This is a genomic window from Nonomuraea sp. NPDC050153, from assembly GCF_044460125.1.
Lineage (GTDB): Bacteria > Actinomycetota > Actinomycetes > Streptosporangiales > Streptosporangiaceae > Nonomuraea.
In genome coordinates this window covers 142,708-158,811 of the sequence record NZ_JBITJQ010000015.1, presented here as the reverse complement: position 1 = coordinate 158,811, position 16,104 = coordinate 142,708, and the positions used below count along the sequence as shown (strand labels likewise).

Sequence of the window (16,104 nt, the reverse complement as noted above, 5' to 3'; positions counted from 1 at the left end):
GCACGATTACGGGACGATGTTGACCAGCTTGGGCGCCCGGACGATCACCTTGCGGGGCGAGTTCGTCAGGTAGGGGGCGACCCTCTCCGAGGCCAGCGCCAGCTGCCGCAGCTCGTCCTCGGTGATGTCCGGCGAGACCTCCAGCCGGTCGCGCACCTTGCCCGCCACCTGCACCACGCAGGTGACCGACTCCTGCACCAGCAGCTCGGGCTCGGCCACCGGCCACCCGGCGAAGGAGACGGCGCCGGTGCGGCCCAGCCGCTCCCAGCCCTCCTCGGAGGTGTACGGGGCCACCAGCGACAGCATGACCGCCAGCGTCTCCGCGGCCTCGCGCACCGCCGGGTCGCCCGCGCCGGGGCCGGAGTCGATGGCCTTGCGGGTGGCCGAGGTCAGCTCCATCATGCGCGCCACCGCCACGTTGAAGCGGTAGGACTCGACCAGCTTGGTGACCTCGTCGATCGTGCGGTGGGTGACCTTGCGCAGGTCCACGTCGCCGCCCTCGAACGCCACACCGGGCGCGCTGTCCACCTCGGACATCACGCGCAGCGCGCGGGCCAGGAACTTCAGCGACGCGGCCGGCGAGACGTCGGCCCAGTCGATGTCGTCCTCGGGCGGCCCGGCGAAGACCATGGTCAGGCGCACGGCGTCGACGCCGAAGTCGTCGATCTGCTTGCCCAGGTCCACGCCGTTGCCCAGGGACTTCGACATGGCCTTGCCGCCGTTGATCACCTGCCCCTGGTTCAGCATGCGCCTGAACGGCTCGGTGAAGTCGACCATGCCCATGTCGTGCAGGACCTTGGTGAAGAACCGCGAGTAGAGCAAGTGCAGCACCGCGTGCTCGATGCCGCCGACGTACTGGTCGATCGGGCCCCACTTGCGCACCTGCTCGACGTCGAACGGGCCGTCGGTGTAGCCGGGCGAGCAGTACCGCAGGTAGTACCACGACGAGTCGACGAACGTGTCCATCGTGTCGGTGTCGCGCTTGGCCGCGCCGCCGCACTTGGGGCACTCGACGTTGACCCACTCGGTGGCGCTGGCCAGCGGGGAGACGCCCTTGGGCGCCAGCGCCTCGCCGCGCATGTCGGGCAGCGCGACCGGCAGCTGCTCGTCGGGGACCGGCACCTCGCCGCAGTCGCCGCAGTGGATGATCGGGATCGGCGTGCCCCAGAACCGCTGGCGGGACAGCAGCCAGTCGCGCAGCCGGTAGTTGATCGCGCCCGTGCCCCTGCCGTCGCGCTCCAGGATCTCGATGATCTTGGCGATGGCCTCGGCCTTGGTCAGGCCGTCCAGCGGCCCGGAGTTGACCAGCGTGCCCTCGCCCGGCGTGGCCTCGCCGGTCTCGCCCGGGTCGGCCAGGCCGGTGTGCACGACGACCTTCACCGGCAGCTCGAACTTCAGCGCGAAGTCCAGGTCGCGCTGGTCGTGGGCGGGCACGGCCATGATGGCGCCGTGGCCGTAGTCGGACAGCACGTAGTCGGCCGCCCAGACCGGGATGCGCTCGCCGTTGACCGGGTTGATCGCGTGGCGGCCCAGGAAGACGCCGCTCTTCTCCTTGTCGGTGGACAGCCGCTCGATGTCGCTCAGCTTGGCGACCTCGGCGCGGTAGGCCTCGAACTCGGCGCGGTGCTCGTCGGTGACGATCTCATCGGCCAGCTTGGCGTCCACGGCGACCACGAAGAACGTGGCGCCGAACAGCGTGTCGGGCCGCGTGGTGTAGACCTGGACCGGCTCGTCGCGGCCCTCGATCTCGAACAGCACGTCGGCGCCCTCGGAGCGGCCGATCCAGTTGCGCTGCATGGTCAGCAGCCGCTCGGACCAGCCCTCCTGCAGCTGCTCCATGTCGTCCAGCAGGCGCTGCGCGTAGTCAGTGATCTTGAAGTACCACTGCGTCAGCTCGCGGCGCACGACGTCAGCGCCGCAGCGCTCGCACTTGCCGGCCACGACCTGCTCGTTGGCCAGCACGGTCTGGTCGTTGGGGCACCAGTTGACCAGGCCGCCCTTGCGGTAGGCCAGCCCGCGCTCGTAGAACCGGTTGAACAGCCACTGGTTCCACCGGTAGTAGTCGGGGTCGCTGGTGTGCAGGCGGCGCGACCAGTCGAAGGACAGCGCGTAGCGCTTGAACGAGGTGACCTGCGTCTCGATGTTGGCGTAGGTCCACTCGGCCGGGTGGGCGTTCCGCTTGATCGCGGCGTTCTCCGCCGGCAGGCCGAAGGAGTCCCACCCGATCGGGTGCAGGACGTTGTAACCCTTCTGGTACCAGTAACGCGCGACCACGTCGCCCAGCCCGAAGGCCTCGGCGTGGCCCATGTGCAGGTCGCCGGACGGATAGGGGAACATGTCGAGCATGTAGCGGCGCTCGCGCGGGTCACCGGGGTCTTCGCTCGCCCGGTAGGGTTCCTGCTCCTCCCATCGCTGCTGCCACTTGGCCTGCAGCGCCTGCGGATCGTACTCACTCACGGCTACTGTCCTTCTGGCTTGATTCGGACCCCATAAGAAAACCCCCCGTGCACACAACGAGGGGTAGCCGCGACGGCGCGAATCTTCAGGGCCGTCGCGGCCCGCTAAGAAGCAGGGTCGCGGAACGCATGTGTCAAGCCTAGCGCACGTCTTCGGCTGAATGCAGATACTCGATCGAGGTCCGCAGGCACAATGGAACCTTCAGGTCCAGCGAGACCTGATGGTGATGTATCCGTTGTGACCTCATTCGTCCCCTAAGAATACCCTTGTCACCGTGGTGTACCCAGCTGAGCCCGATCGACCGGAGGTAGGCCTGCCCATGCAGGACCCGCCGACGGATCCGCACGGCTTCGCTCGTTTCACTGCGGAACCACCTGTATCTCCTGGAAAATCCCATGAGATCATGCCTGGTACGTCAAATCCGGATATAACGGGCTATCCGGACGGAGCCTCGGGAGGGCCGGCAGCAATGGCAACGGAGAATTCCGGACCACACCTGCCACCGTCCTGGCCAGACGCACCACGCCGCGACATGCCCGGCGCCCACGCAGCGGAGGTCCCTATGTCCTGGCCCGAGGCCCCGCGGTCCGCCCAGCAGGACCCGGCATGGCCCGAGCCGCCGCGCACGGACGACTCCTGGCCCGAACCGCCGCGCCGCTCCCGCTCCGAGCCCGGCCGTCCCGAGGCCGCGGGCCCGCAGTCGTGGCCGGACCTGCCGCCCCAGGGCGCCACCGGACCCTCCTGGCCGGCACCGCCGGCCCGCGACGCCGCCGGCCCCTCCCGGCCCGAGCCCTCCCAGCAGAGCGCCACCGGCCCCTCGTGGCCGAACGTGCCGCCCGCGGGCTCCGCGGGCCCGTCCTCCTGGCCCGACACGCCCCCGCCGAACGCCGGACCGTCCTCCTGGCCGGATTCCCCCTCGCAGAGCGGGCCGTCGTCCTGGCCCGACTCCCCGCCGCAGGGCGGATCGTCCACCCGGCCCGACGTCCAGTTCCCGGGCGGCGGGCCCTCCTCGTGGCCGGAGGCGTCCCCGCAGAGCGCGCCGATCGCCTGGCCCGAGACCCCGCAGGGCGGAGGCCCGTCCCCCCTGCCGCCGAACGGCCCGTCCTCCTGGCCTGACTCCCCGCCGCAGGGCGGCCCCTCGTCGTGGCCCGACGCCACACCGCAGAACGGGCGGCCGGCGCGGCCCGACGCCCCGCTCCCCGGCGGGCCGTCCTCGTGGTCCGAGGGCCCCCAGCAGGGCAGCGCCGGGCAGACCGCCTGGCCCGATGCGCCGTCACGGGGCGGGTCGGGGTTCGGCCCGCCGAGCGAGGACCGCCCGGTGCCGGACCCGGTCCCGGCCTGGGAGCAGCCGCCCCCGCCCGCCGGCTCCTGGTCGAACCTCTCCTCCCCCGCCCCCTGGCCCCCCGCGGAGCGGGACAAGGCCGGCGCTCCGGAGCAGGCGACGGCGATGTACCAAGTGGACGACCTCCCGCAGGGAGCGCACGCGCCGCCCCGGCAGCAGCACCCCTCCGAAGAGCGGACGATGACGTACGCCCAGCACTCCGAGAACCTGCTCAACGACCGCGCCGTACCCTCCACCCCCAATATGGACTCTTCGCACACCAGCACCACGCCCCCCAGCGAGGACACGGGCGCCCCCCGCCCCGGCTCGAACCTCAGCCGCGACCCCTCGGACCCCGACCGCCCGTTCGTGACCGCGGGCCAGATCAGCGGCTCCCGCACGCCGCCGCCGGAGCGCCAGCAGGAGCTCTGGAACACCGTCTTCGGCGACAACTACGAGGGCATGGGCGACCAGGACGGCCTGGAGGAGGAGAGCCAGGGCAAGCCCATCTGGATCTACGCGCTCGGCGGCTCCGTGGCGATCGCGCTGGTCGCGGCGCTGCTGTGGGCGTTCCTCGTCGGCCCGCTGGCCGGTGACGACCCGGCGGCCTCCAACACCGCGGCCGAGCAGCCGACGACCGCGCAGAAGCCGAGCGCCACGAGGTCCTCGACCACGATCGGCCCGCTACCGAAGTACTCGGGCAAGGCCGCCCCCGTTCTCGGCCGGGTGCCCGATGCCGCCGCCGGGATCTCGCTCCCGCGCCTGGGCGGCACCTGGCGGCTGGACACGCGCACCACCGTCAAGGCGACGTACAACTACGACACCCGCCAGTTCGTCCCGATCACGCAGGACAAGAGCGCCCAGCTCATGTCGGGCCCGCTGCCTCAGAAGCTGGCCTCGTACTACGAGAAGGACAACCTGGAGCCGGTCATCAAGCAGGTCGTGCTGGACGCGCGCAAGCGCTTCTTCCCCACCGGCAACAAGGTGCGCAAGATCGCCCAGCAGCCGATCAAGGTGGGCGACAGCACGGGACGGCTGATCGCGTACTCGCTGACGTCGGACACGGAGAAGGCCACGATCGTGACGATGGCCGTCAACACCGGCGGCAACCTCCCGGCCATCGTCTACATGTCGATCCCGACCGAGAGCAAGCAGCTCCTGCCCGACGTCCGCACGGTCATGAACCAGCTGAGGATCGGCGCCCAGGGCTGATCAGAAGTCGCACTCCATGTGCTTGATCCCGTTGATGAACATGGAGTGCAGCCGGTCGGGCCTGCCGCCCTCGATCCGCGGCACGCGGCGCAGCAGCTCGCGGAACATCACCGTGATCTCCCGCCTGGCCAGGTGCGCGCCCAGGCAGAAGTGGGGCCCGGGCCCGCCGAAGCCGACGTGCGGGTTGGGCTGCCGGGTGATGTCGAAGCGGAGCGGGTCGGCGAACACGCTCTCGTCCCTGTTCGCCGACCAGTAGAACAGGACCGCCTTCTCGCCCTTGCGGTAGAGGTGCCCGTTCATCTCGTGGTCCCGGGTGACCTTGCGGCGCATGAAGTTCACCGGGGAGGCCAGCCGGACGATCTCCTCCACGGCGCCGGGCGCGTGCCCGTCGACGTCCTCCAGCCAGAGCGCGCGCTGCCCGGGGTTGTTGGTGAGCAGGCGCAGGCCGTACGAGATGGCGTTCCTGGTGGTCTCGTTGCCTGCCACCACCAGCAGGATGAAGAACGAGCCCAGCTCCTGCAGCGTGAGCCGCTCGCCGTCGATGTTGGCGTTGACCAGGGACGAGGTCAGGTCGTCCGTGGGGTGGTCGGTGCGGTGGGCGGCGAGGTCCTGAACGAGCTGCTGGAGCTCCATGCCGGCGTTGAGCACGCGCTCGGCGAGCTGGTCGAGGTCGGCTCCGCCGTATTCGGGGTCGAAGCCGCCGAGGATGACGTTCGAGCGCTCGAAGACGAACCGGTAGTCCCGCTCGGGGATGCCCATCATGTCGCAGATGATCTTCAGTGGCAGGCGCGCGGCGACCTCGGTGACGAAGTCGCAGCCCGGCCCCTTCTCCAGCAGGTCGTCCACGATGGCGACGGCCGCCGCCTCCACGTCCGACTCGAACTGCTTGATCATCTTGGGTGTGAACGCTCGCGACACGATCCTGCGCAGCCTGGCGTGGCGCGGGTCGTCCATGTTGATCATCGAGCCGAAGTACTCGCCGAACTCGGCGGGCATGTCGGGGATGTTCGTCGCGCCGCCGTCGCCCGAGCAGAAGACCTCGGGGTTGCGGCTGGCTTCGAGAATGTCGGCGTGCTTGACCAGCGCGTGGTAGCCGGGGCCCGGGGGCGCGAAGTCCACCTCCATCTCCTGGAAGAAGGCGGGGGTCTCCAGCGAGCGCAGCCGCTCGAACGCCTCCTCGCGCTCGCTCATGGGCCTGGCCCAGAAGTCGCGCTCCGACAGGTCGAAGTCAAGGACGCTCATATGCCCATCTTTTGTGAAAGCAACCACTTACGTCAATGAAGAAAACCTGTGGCCTCTGACGGCGGGCGGGCCCTAGGGTGGCGCGCATGACGTTCTTCTTCCACCTCCGGTAGCGATCCGCTGGCGGGTCGCGGACGACCCCACCGCCGGCGATGCGGGACGGCTGAGCGAGCGCCGTCCCGGGTCGCGACGTGGGAGAAGGACACGTGCATACCTTTGCCGTGGCCAGGGCGGTGCATGGCATCGAGCCCCTGGTGGCCACGGAGATTCGACGTTCCCGGCTGGGCGTGGTGCGCGGGGTGCGCCATCGCGAGGTGTGGTTCGAGGCCTCGGCGGGGGCCGACCTGCTGGGCCTGCGGACCGCGGACGACGTGCTGCTCGCCGCCGCCGTGGTGGACGGGATCGGCCACGGCCGCTCCGCGCTGCGCAGGCTGGCCCTGGCGGCGCGTGCGGTGGACGTGCGGAGCCTGGTGGACTCCGGCAACGGGGTGGAGGTGTCGGCGTCGTTCGTCGGGCGCCGCAACTACACCCGGTTCGAGATCGAGGACGCGGTCGGGGCCGAGCTGGCCCGGCGGCTGCGGCTGCCGTACCACTCCAGGAGGGACGGGGCGCGGCCGCCGCGGGACGCGATGGCGTGGCGGGTCACGATCGAGGGCGAGCGGGCGCTCATCGCGCTGCGGGCGGCGGACCGGCCGCTGCATCGGCGGGCGTACAAGACGGCCTCGATCCGGGGCACGCTGCACCCGCCGGTGGCCGCCGCCATGGCGGCCCTGGCCCGTCTCGGGAGCGTGGGGACGGTGCTCGACCCGTGCTGCGGCGCGGGAACGACGCTGATCGAGGCCCAGGCGTCGGCCCCGGGGGCGCGGCTGCTGGGCTTCGACCACGACCCGGCCGCGCTCCGCGCGGCGAGCGCCAACGCTCGGGCCGGGGCCGACGGCGGGGCGGCGTTCCGGTGGGGCGTGGCGGACGGCGGGCGGATCCCGGTCGCCGGCGGGAGCGTGGACCGGGTGCTGGTGAACCCGCCCTGGGGGCGTCAGGTGCCGCCCCGCGGGCTGCTCGCGCGGGACCTCGGCCCGCTGTGGCGGGAGGTCCGGCGGGTGCTGGCCGGCGACGGGCTCGTCGTGGCGCTGGTGCACGACGGGATCCCGCACGGGTTCGCGCTGGAGGAGGCGGTCCGGGTCAGCCTCTCGGGGCGGCATCCGGTGATCGCGGTCCTCAGGAAGGAGGCGGGCCGCGTCAGGAGGTGAACCCCCGCGGGCGGACCTGGGTCATCTCGGCCGATGACGGCGAGCCGAGCCAGTCGAGGATGAGCCGGTTGACCTCGGCCGGGCGCTCCAGGTGCAGGAAGTGCCCGGCGCCCGCCACCTGCTCGGCCCGCGACCCCGGGGGCAGGTGACTCGCCGCGTTCTTGGCCAGCCCGGGGCCCAGGCATCCGTCCTGGGCGCCGTGCAGGTACAGGACGGGGCCGGTGATCCCGCCCTCCAGGGCCGGGTAGCGGCCGGAGGGCGGCGTGGTGCCGAGCATGGCCCGGTAGTAGCCGAGGGCCGCGCTCAGGTTGGCGGGCGCGCCGATGCTGCGCCGTACGAACTCCAGGTCCTCGCGGGCGTCGTAGCCGGGCGACCAGTCGTGCCAGAGGTTCTCGAAGAAGCCGGGGCTCGCGGCGGCCGCCTCGCCCAGGGCCGTCTGGAAGAGGAAGATGTAGAAGGACCGCTTGAGCTGGTCGTACTCCAGGAATCCGGCGCCGAGCGAGCCGGGCGGCGGCACCGCGAGCGTGACGGCCCGCCGGAAGCGTCCTGCCAGGTGGTAAACGGGGAATGCGCCCCAGTCGTGCCCGATGACGACCGAGTCCTGGTCACCCCCGAGCTCCTCGTGCAGCGCGCGGACGTCGGCCACCAGCGCCGCGTCCTCGTACGCGCCGTCGGCGGGCACCTCGGTGGGCGCGTAGCCCCGCATGAACGGCGCGACCGCGCGGTAGCCGCGCTGGGCCAGCGCGGGCATCAGGTGCCGCCAGGTGTGCGCGGAGTCGGGAAAGCCGTGCAGGCACAGCGCCAGCGGCCCCTCCCCCAACGACAGATACGCGAACTCCACCCCATTGGCGTGGACAGTCCTGATCTCCATGACTGCGAAACCTAGCATTCGGCCCGCCTCAGGAGTACCACTACTCGAAGGGGCCTGCGTCACAGAGGAGAACTCATGCGCCGGGGGCGGGTGCCCGCGCGCGCCGGTCAGAAGGTGTAGCTCATGTGCTTGATGCCGTTGATGAAGTTGGACAGCAGGTGGTCGGGCTCCCCCACGGCCTGGATGTGCGGCACGCGGGTGAACAGCTCGCGGAACATCACGGTCATCTCCCTGCGCGCCAGGTGCGCGCCCAGGCAGTAGTGCGGCCCGGGCCCGCCGAAGCCGACGTGCGGGTTGGGGTCGCGGGTGATGTCGAAGGCGTCGGGGTCCGGGAAGACGGCTTCGTCGCGGTTGGCGGAGTTGTAGAAGAGCAGCACCTTGTCGCCCTTCCGGTACTGGACGCCGTTCATCTCGTGGTCCCGCGTCAGCGTGCGGCGGAACTGGATCACCGGCGTGGCATACCGGATGATCTCATCGCACGCGGTGACGATGTGGCCGTCGAAGTTGTTCAGCAGGATCGCGCGCTGCTCCGGGTGGTCGGTGAACAGCTTGAGGCCGTGCGCGATGGCGTTGCGGGTGGTCTCGCTGCCCGCCACCACCAGCAGGATGAAGAACGACCCCAGCTGCTGCGGGCTGAGCCGTTCCTCGCCGTTGACCAGCAGGCTGACCAGGTCGCCCGTGGGGCGCTTGCGCCGCTCGTCGCCCAGGCGGGCGGCCAGCCGGTTGAGGGAGTAGCCGGCGCGCAGCAGCTTGGCCAGGCCCTTGGCGACGTTGCGGCGGTTGAGGTCGATGCCGACGCCGGTGTACTCGGGGTCGGCGTTGCCCAGGATGACGTTGGTCTGCTGCAGCACCAAGTCATGGAATTCGGCCGGGATCCCCATCATGTCGCAGATGACGCGTACGGGGAGCTTGGCGGCCACCTGCGCGACGAAGTCGCCCGGCCCCTGCTCGATCGCCTCGTCCACGATCTCGGCGGCGGCCCTGGCCAGGTCCTCTTCCATCTTCGCCAGGATGCGCGGCGTGAACGCCCTGGACACGACCCGCCGTAACTGCGCGTGCCTCGGGTCGTCCATGTTGATCATCGAGCCGAAGTACACGCTCAGCCAGCGCGGCATGTCGGGGATGCTGTTGGAGCACGGCTCGCTGCTGAACACGGCCGCGTTCCTGCTGGCCTCGATCACGTCGGCGTGGCGTACGAGGGCGTAGAAGCCGGGACCGCCGCCGATGAACGGCACGATCTGCTCACGCATGAAGACCGGGCGGTCCATCTGTCTCAGCCTGCGGAAGGCCTCGTTGCGCTCGGACTGCGGCAGCCCCCAGAACGGGATCTGCGACAGGTCCATGTCGGCGGACAGTGTCATATCACACAAGCCTTCTGCAAGTGCCCACTTACGTCAAGGGGCACTTACTGGTGCTTACCGATTAAATCTGCTGCCTTTTCGCCGATCATGATAGCCGGGGCATGCGTGTGACCGCGGTTCAACGTCGGCATCACGGACACGTCGACGACCCTGAGCCCTTCGACGCCCCGTACGCGCAGGGAGGGGTCGACCACGGAGGCGTCGTCCGTGCCCATGCGGCAGGTGCCGACCGGGTGGTAGAGCGTCTCGCCGCGCTCGCGCACCCACCGCGCGAGCTCCTCATCGCTCTCCGGCGCCCAGTACGGCGCCATCGGCCCGCCCGCCCAGGGCTTCATCGCCGCCGTGGCGAAGACCTGTTTGGCCGTCTTCAGCCCCGCGACCAGGCGCTTGACGTCGGCCTCCGCGCTCAGGTAGCCGGGGTCGATGACCACGTCCCGGCCGTTGAGCCCGACCCTGCCGCGGCTCTCCGGCTGCAGCAGCACGACCCCGACGGTGAGTCCGTGGCCGGTCGGCGGGGCGAGGCCGTGGTCGACGAACGGCACAGGCGCGAAGATCAGCTCGATGTCGGGCGCGGGCTCCTCGGCCGAGGTCCTGATGAACGCGACCGCCTCACCCACGTTCGTGGTGAGCATGCCGGAGCGCAGCACGATGTAACGCAGCAGGTTGCTGATCGACTCGGCCTTGGTCAGCGTCACCGGCTGCTTGCACTCGACGAACACGCCGGACGAGAGGTGGTCCTGGAGGTTCTTGCCGACCTCGGGCAGCTCGTGCACGACCGTGACCCCGGCGTCGCGCAGCTCGTCGGGCGCGCCCACGCCGGAGCGCATCAGCAGGTACGGGGAGCCGATCGCGCCCGCGGACAGGATGACCTCGCTTTTGGCCTTGATCTGGGCGCCCCCGCTGTGCTCGATGCCGATCGCGCGCCTGCCCTCGAACACCACCCGGTCCACCGTCGCCCCGGTGATCACATGGAGGTTGGGCCGGGCCTTGGCCGGGCGCAGGTAGGCGTCGGCCGAGCTCCACCTGCGGCCCCGGTTCTGGGTGACGGGGGTGGGGCAGTAGCCCTCGTTGGAGCGGCCGTTCAGCTCGCCGAGCCGGGTGAGGCCGAGCTCCTCGCACGCCTTGAGGAAGGCGGCGGTGGTGACGTTGGGGCTGCGCAGCTCGGAGATGTAGACGGGCCCGGAAGTGCCGTAGACGCCGCCCTCGTTGCTGCCGACGCGGTGCTCGGCCCTGGTGAAGTACGGCAGGACCTCGCTGTACGACCAGCCGGGGATGCCCCACTGGTCGTAGTCCTGCCCGCAGCCGCGTACCCACATCTGGGCGTTGAGCGAGGACGAGCCGCCGATCACGCGGCCTCTCGGCCAGTAGAGCTCGCGGCCGGACATCTCGCTCTGCTTGGCCGTGGTGTAGTTCCAGTCGTAGTCGGTCTTGAACAGCTTGGCGAAGCCGGCGGGCATGCGGATCTCCAGCTTGTCGTCCTGACCGCCCGCCTCGACCAGCGCGACCGACACGCCCGGATCGGCCGAGAGCCTGTTGGCCAGCACACACCCGGCGGATCCCGCCCCGACGATCACGTAGTCGTACTCCATGGCTCCTCCAAGTAACTTGTTACTTGCTTACTCCAGGCCGGGCGGCACGTCCATACGGAGTTGTGACCTCGGTTACCTACTAGTCGGTATGACCTCCTGCGAGGATGGCGCCCAAGCCCCGGCTCAGAGGAGGAAGGCGCCATGCTCAACCTGTCGATCGTCCTGGAGGACAGCGCCAGGAACACCCCCGACGGCACCGCCATCGTCTTCGGCGACATGCGACTGCCGTACTCCATGATCGACACCATCGCCAACCAGGTCGCGAACCTCCTGGTCGCACGCGGCGTCGGCAAGGGAGACAAGGTCGCGCTGGCGTGCCCCAACCTGCCGTACTTCCCGTTCGTCTATTACGGCATCCTGAAGACCGGCGCCACGGTGGTGCCGCTCAACGTGCTGCTGCAGTCGCGGGAGATCACCTACCACCTCGGCGACAGCGACGCCAAGGCCTTCTTCTGCTTCGAGGGCACGCCCGAGCTGCCGCTGGGCGAGCGCGGCAAGGCGGGCTTCGAGGCCGCGGAGGACTGCGAGCACTTCTTCGTGCTGCCCGCGACCCCGCTCGCGACCGAGTCCGAGTACGGCGAGTCGATCTGGGCGGCGCTGGGCGGCATGGCGGGCGAGTTCGCGACCGTGCAGACGGCGCCCGACGACACCGCGGTGATCCTCTACACCTCGGGCACCACGGGCCAGCCCAAGGGCGCCGAGCTGAGCCACCAGAACATGCTCATGAACGCCATGGTCAGCGACAAGATGTTCCCCCGCTCCGACGAGGGCGACACCTACCTGGCGGTCCTGCCGCTGTTCCACTCCTTCGGCCAGACGGTCGTCATGAACACCGGCTTCCTGCGCGGCGCCACCGTCGTGCTGCTGCCGCGCTTCGACCCGGGCGAGGCGCTCGCGCTCATGGCCAAGGAGGGCGTCACGTTCTTCGCCGGGGTGCCGACGATGTACTGGGGCATGCTCACCAAGATCCACGCGGAGGGCGCGGAGGTGCCCCGCGCCCTGCGCGTCGCCGTCGCGGGCGGCGCGTCCTCGCCGGTCGAGGTGCTCAAGGACTTCGAGCGGACCGTCGGCGTCGGCATCCTGGAGGGGTACGGCCTGTCGGAGACCTCGCCGGTGGCCAGCTTCAACCAGCTCGGCCGCCCCACCAAGCCCGGCACCATCGGCACGCCGATCTGGGGCGTGGAGATGAAGCTGGTCGACGGCGACTGGAAGACCGTCGAGGGCGAGGGCCCCGGCGAGATCGCCGTCCGCGGCCACAACATCATGAAGGGCTACTACGGCCGCCCGGAGGCGACGGCCGAGGTGATGCAGGACGGCTGGTTCCGCACGGGCGACATCGCGACCCGTGACGCGGACGGGTACTATTCCATCGTCGACCGGGCCAAGGACATGATCATCCGTGGCGGCTTCAACGTCTATCCGCGGGAGCTCGAAGAGGTCCTGATGACCCACGAGGCCGTGTCACTGGCCGCCGTGGTGGGGGTCGCGCACGAGTCCCACGGCGAGGAGATCAAGGCGTACGTCATCCCCACGCCGGGCGTGACGATCACCGAGGACGAGCTGATCGCCTGGGCCAAGGACAACATGGCGGCCTACAAGTACCCCCGGATCGTCGAGTTCCGTGACTCCCTGCCGATGACGGCCACGGGCAAGATCCTCAAGCGCGAGCTCCGGTAACCGGTCGGCTCCCTTCCCTCAGGCGCGGGCACCTTGCCCGCGCCTTTCTCTTTCGGAGGTCACGTGGCGGACAGTTACGTCGTCATCACCGGAGGGCCGGGCGCGGGGAAGAGCACCCTGGCCGGGCACCTCTCCTCACTGGGGTTCCGGGCGCAGCCGGAGGCCGGGCGGGCGATCATCCGTGACCAGGTGGCGATCTCGGGGCCGGCGCTGCCGTGGCTGGACCCGGGGCTGTTCGCCGAGCTGATGCTGTCGTGGGACCTGCGGTCCTATCACGCCGCCTCGGGCGCGGGGCCCGTGGTCTTCGATCGGGGGCTGGTGGACACGATCGGCTATCTGCGCATGCTGGGGCGTACGGTGCCGGGACACCTGCACAACGCGGCTCGGACCTACCGCTACCACCGGCGGGTGTTCGCCGCGCCGCCGTGGCCGGAGATCTACGAGCACGACAGCGAGCGCAGGCAGAGCCTCGGGGAGGCCGAGCGGACGTACGAGGCGGTCGTGCGGGCCTACGCGGACTACGGCTACTCGGTGGTCACGCTGCCCCGGGCGCCGGTCGAGGAGCGGGCCGCGTTCCTCATCCGCGCGGCCGGCTGGCCGGGACGTACCTGAACGACACTTGTGATCATTTCCGCTCCCTCTGGTATTATTTGCACTAGATAAGTCTCTGCTCTTATGTAGATATTAAGTCAAAGAAGAGGAGTTGGGCTTGTCAACCGACCCGAGCACCGTCTTCCGGCGCTACCTGAGCGCGATCGTGCTCAACAGCCTGGCCGCCGCCGAGGCCGCCGGGCTCAACGCCACCGACTACTACGCGCTCAACCTGCTCGACCTCACCGGGCCGCTCACCTCCGGCGAGCTGGCCGCCCAGACGGGGCTGACCACCGGCGCCACGACGCGCCTCATCGACCGCCTGGAGCAGGGCGGGTACGCACGCCGCGCGCCCGACCCCGCGGACCGGCGCAAGGTGATGGTCGAGCCGACAGGCCGGCCGGAACGGCTCGACGAGGTCCTGGCGGGCACCCGGGCGCGGCTGGCCGAGTTGATCCAGGGGTATCCGGAGGCGGAGCGGGCCACGTTGTTCGACTATTTCGAGCGGGCGGCGGCGGCGTACCGCTCGGCCACCGACGAGCTCGTCGCGGCGAGGAACGCGTGACGCGCCCCCTGGCCCTGTTCGACCTGGACAACACGCTCATCGACCGGCTGGCCGCCTTCAAGCTGTGGGCCGCGGAGTTCGCCGCCGAGCGGGGGCTCTGCGAGGAGGCGGTGGCGTGGATGGTGGCGACGGACGCGGACGGGTCCCTGCCCATGAACGTGTTCTTCGGGCTGGCCCGCGAGCGCTTCGGGCTGGGCGAGCCGGTCGACGCGCTGTGGGCGGCCTACCGGGCCCGGCTGCCGCACCTGGTCTCGTGCCCGGCCGAGGTGCTCGACGGGCTCGATCGGCTGCGGGCGGCCGGTTGGGCGGTGGGCATCGCGACGAACGGGATGGCCGACAACCAGACCGGCAAGATCGAGCGTACGGGGCTCGCGGCCCGCGTGGACGGCTGGGCGATCTCCGACGCGGAGGGCGTGCGGAAGCCCGACGTCCGGCTGTTCGAGATCGCGGCCCGCAGGTGCGGCGCGTCGCTGGGGCCGGGCGGCTGGGTCATCGGCGACGACCCGGAAAAGGACGTCGCGGGCGGCCGCCGGGCGGGATTGCGGACGATCTGGATCGACCGTGGAGTCTCCGGCGGGGTCGCGGCCGATCACACGGTGACCGACGTGCTGTCCGCCATCGAGCTGTTAATCCGGCTGAAGTGAACCGTCCTGATCGATAGCGTGGCCGGATGCAGGACAGGCCGGATTCGTTCGACGAAGGGCTGCTGCCGCCCGCGCTCGGCGCGTGGGGCATCGAGGCACGCACGCTGGACTACGCGCCGGTCGGCTTCGGCGACTACCACTGGGTCGCGGACGGGCGCTGGTTCATCACGGTCGCGGACGTACGCCGGCGCGGCTTCGACGGGCTTCGGCCGGCCATGGACACGGCCGCGGCGCTGCGGTCGGAGGCGGGGCTCGACTTCGTGGTGGCGCCGCTGCGCACGACCGACGGCGCGACGCTCCTGCGGCTCGACCGCCACCGGTGGGCGATGAGCGTCTTCCCCTTCACGAACGGCCGCGCCGGCGAGTTCGGCGAGGAGCAGCCGGCCGAGGACCGCGCCGCGATCATCGAACTGCTCGCCACCCTCCACGCCACGCCGCCGCCCCTGTCCACTCCCCCGCGTCCCCTGGAGCTCTCGGGCCGGGCCGGGCTGGAGCAGGCGTTCCAGGACGGGCGCCTGCCCTGGCTGGGCGGCCCGTACTCGGAGCCCGCCAGGGAGCTGATCGCCGACCACGCCGGAGTGCTGCGCCGCAGGCTCGCGGAGTTCGACCGGATGGCCGCCGCCCCCGGCGAGCCCGTGGTGACGCACGGCGAGCCGCACCCGGGCAACCTGCTGCGTTCGGGCGAGCGGTGGCTGCTGGTCGACTGGGACACGGTGGGGCTGGCCGTGCCCGAACGCGACCTGTGGCTGGTCGCCCGGGACGCCGACGACCTGGCCCGCTACGCCGACGCCACGGGCCGCACGCCCGACCCGGCGGCGCTGGAGCTCTACCGGCTGCGGTGGGCTCTGGACGACGTGGCCGAGTTCGTGGAGTGGTTCCGCTCGCCGCACGGGCACACGCCGGACGCCGAAGAGAGCTGGGAAGCCCTCACGGGCACCCTCGAAACCCTGGCGTCCCCGTTCGACAACCTGGTCTGACGTCCGGCCGATCCGGCACGCACGACGCGAAGGCATCCCGCGACTGCTCGCGTCCGGCCGGGACCTCGTGCTCGGCCCTGCCCTCTCGATTCGTGAATCTTACTCTTGCTTACATGCATACTGTAGTCATATGGTCACCCTTAGCAATCACGTTCGCCAAAGGAGATCGCGTGGGCAGGCACGCCAAGCCCCATAGTCCCAAGGACGAGCTACCAGAGCCCCAAGAGGACTCCACTGAAGACGAAACCCACACCAGCCGCGGGAAACACGCCAAGGACCGGCAACTGTCACAGTAGACGCGCACCGCTCCCCACCACAGGGGACGGTGCGCCGCCGTTCCACGCGCTCGC

At 70.6% G+C, this 16,104-nt stretch carries 12 protein-coding genes; 7 read left to right on the top strand and 5 right to left on the bottom strand.

Annotated features, from left to right (window positions below):
* Window positions 1-6: 6 nt before the first annotated feature.
* Window positions 7-2,457 (bottom strand): leucine--tRNA ligase, encoded by a 2,451-nt coding sequence (gene leuS, locus ACIBQ1_RS32660; protein ID WP_397283137.1) that lies wholly within the window; start codon window positions 2,455-2,457, stop codon window positions 7-9.
* A gap of 562 nt (window positions 2,458-3,019) precedes the next feature.
* On the opposite strand from leuS, the gene ACIBQ1_RS32655 reads away from it, so the two are divergent.
* On the top strand, window positions 3,020-4,990 hold the full coding sequence (locus ACIBQ1_RS32655) for a hypothetical protein (protein ID WP_397283136.1): 1,971 nt from the start codon (window positions 3,020-3,022) through the stop codon (window positions 4,988-4,990).
* Here ACIBQ1_RS32655 and ACIBQ1_RS32650 read toward each other — a convergent pair whose 3' ends face one another.
* Window positions 4,991-6,232, bottom strand: coding sequence for a cytochrome P450 (locus ACIBQ1_RS32650; protein ID WP_397283135.1), 1,242 nt, complete (start codon window positions 6,230-6,232; stop codon window positions 4,991-4,993). It lies immediately after the preceding gene.
* A 206-nt stretch (window positions 6,233-6,438) separates the two neighbouring features.
* On the opposite strand from ACIBQ1_RS32650, the gene ACIBQ1_RS32645 reads away from it, so the two are divergent.
* The gene (locus tag ACIBQ1_RS32645) at window positions 6,439-7,479 is read left to right on the top strand and encodes a methyltransferase domain-containing protein (protein ID WP_397283134.1); all 1,041 of its coding nucleotides are present in this window, start codon (window positions 6,439-6,441) and stop codon (window positions 7,477-7,479) included.
* On the opposite strand, the gene ACIBQ1_RS32640 is transcribed toward ACIBQ1_RS32645, so the two are convergent.
* The 3 genes from ACIBQ1_RS32640 to ACIBQ1_RS32630 all read right to left on the bottom strand — a co-directional run bounded on the left by ACIBQ1_RS32640 (window position 7,469) and on the right by ACIBQ1_RS32630 (window position 11,300).
* Window positions 7,469-8,350: an alpha/beta fold hydrolase gene (locus tag ACIBQ1_RS32640; protein WP_397283133.1), complete on the bottom strand. Its 882-nt coding sequence runs from the start codon at window positions 8,348-8,350 to the stop codon at window positions 7,469-7,471. The genes ACIBQ1_RS32645 and ACIBQ1_RS32640 overlap by 11 nt on opposite strands.
* A gap of 107 nt (window positions 8,351-8,457) precedes the next feature.
* Window positions 8,458-9,711 carry a cytochrome P450 gene (locus ACIBQ1_RS32635; RefSeq protein WP_397283132.1) on the bottom strand — a complete coding sequence of 418 codons (1,254 nt, stop codon included), beginning with the start codon at window positions 9,709-9,711 and terminating at the stop codon, window positions 8,458-8,460.
* 44 nt (window positions 9,712-9,755) lie between these two features.
* Entirely contained in the window at window positions 9,756-11,300 is a 1,545-nt protein-coding gene (locus ACIBQ1_RS32630) for a GMC family oxidoreductase (protein WP_397283131.1), read from the bottom strand.
* A gap of 141 nt (window positions 11,301-11,441) precedes the next feature.
* Here ACIBQ1_RS32630 and ACIBQ1_RS32625 point away from each other — a divergent pair, with 141 nt between their 5' ends.
* The 5 genes from ACIBQ1_RS32625 (at window position 11,442) to ACIBQ1_RS32605 (ending at window position 15,754) form a co-directional block, all read left to right on the top strand.
* Window positions 11,442-12,977 (top strand): long-chain fatty acid--CoA ligase, encoded by a 1,536-nt coding sequence (locus ACIBQ1_RS32625; RefSeq protein WP_397283130.1) that lies wholly within the window; start codon window positions 11,442-11,444, stop codon window positions 12,975-12,977.
* 63 nt (window positions 12,978-13,040) lie between these two features.
* Window positions 13,041-13,589: an AAA family ATPase gene (locus tag ACIBQ1_RS32620; protein ID WP_397283129.1), complete on the top strand. Its 549-nt coding sequence runs from the start codon at window positions 13,041-13,043 to the stop codon at window positions 13,587-13,589.
* Between the two features lie 97 nt (window positions 13,590-13,686).
* Window positions 13,687-14,133 carry a MarR family winged helix-turn-helix transcriptional regulator gene (locus ACIBQ1_RS32615; protein WP_397283128.1) on the top strand — a complete coding sequence of 149 codons (447 nt, stop codon included), beginning with the start codon at window positions 13,687-13,689 and terminating at the stop codon, window positions 14,131-14,133.
* Window positions 14,130-14,777 (top strand): HAD family hydrolase, encoded by a 648-nt coding sequence (locus ACIBQ1_RS32610; protein WP_397283127.1) that lies wholly within the window; start codon window positions 14,130-14,132, stop codon window positions 14,775-14,777. The genes ACIBQ1_RS32615 and ACIBQ1_RS32610 overlap by 4 nt, the downstream gene beginning before the upstream one ends.
* A 26-nt stretch (window positions 14,778-14,803) precedes the next feature.
* Window positions 14,804-15,754 carry a phosphotransferase gene (locus ACIBQ1_RS32605; RefSeq protein ID WP_397283126.1) on the top strand — a complete coding sequence of 317 codons (951 nt, stop codon included), beginning with the start codon at window positions 14,804-14,806 and terminating at the stop codon, window positions 15,752-15,754.
* The last annotated feature ends 350 nt before the right edge of the window (window positions 15,755-16,104 follow it).

What these genes read in the sequence shown, in the direction of transcription:
- ACIBQ1_RS32625 (WP_397283130.1), top strand. Translation starts at nt 11,442, where the DNA reads ATGCTCAACCTGTCGATCGTCCTGGAGGACAGCGCCAGGAACACCCCC.
- ACIBQ1_RS32650 (WP_397283135.1), bottom strand. Translation starts at nt 6,232, where the DNA reads ATGAGCGTCCTTGACTTCGACCTGTCGGAGCGCGACTTCTGGGCCAGG.
- ACIBQ1_RS32605 (WP_397283126.1), top strand. Translation starts at nt 14,804, where the DNA reads ATGCAGGACAGGCCGGATTCGTTCGACGAAGGGCTGCTGCCGCCCGCG.
- ACIBQ1_RS32640 (WP_397283133.1), bottom strand. Translation starts at nt 8,350, where the DNA reads ATGGAGATCAGGACTGTCCACGCCAATGGGGTGGAGTTCGCGTATCTG.
- ACIBQ1_RS32630 (WP_397283131.1), bottom strand. Translation starts at nt 11,300, where the DNA reads ATGGAGTACGACTACGTGATCGTCGGGGCGGGATCCGCCGGGTGTGTG.
- ACIBQ1_RS32655 (WP_397283136.1), top strand. Translation starts at nt 3,020, where the DNA reads ATGTCCTGGCCCGAGGCCCCGCGGTCCGCCCAGCAGGACCCGGCATGG.
- ACIBQ1_RS32635 (WP_397283132.1), bottom strand. Translation starts at nt 9,711, where the DNA reads ATGACACTGTCCGCCGACATGGACCTGTCGCAGATCCCGTTCTGGGGG.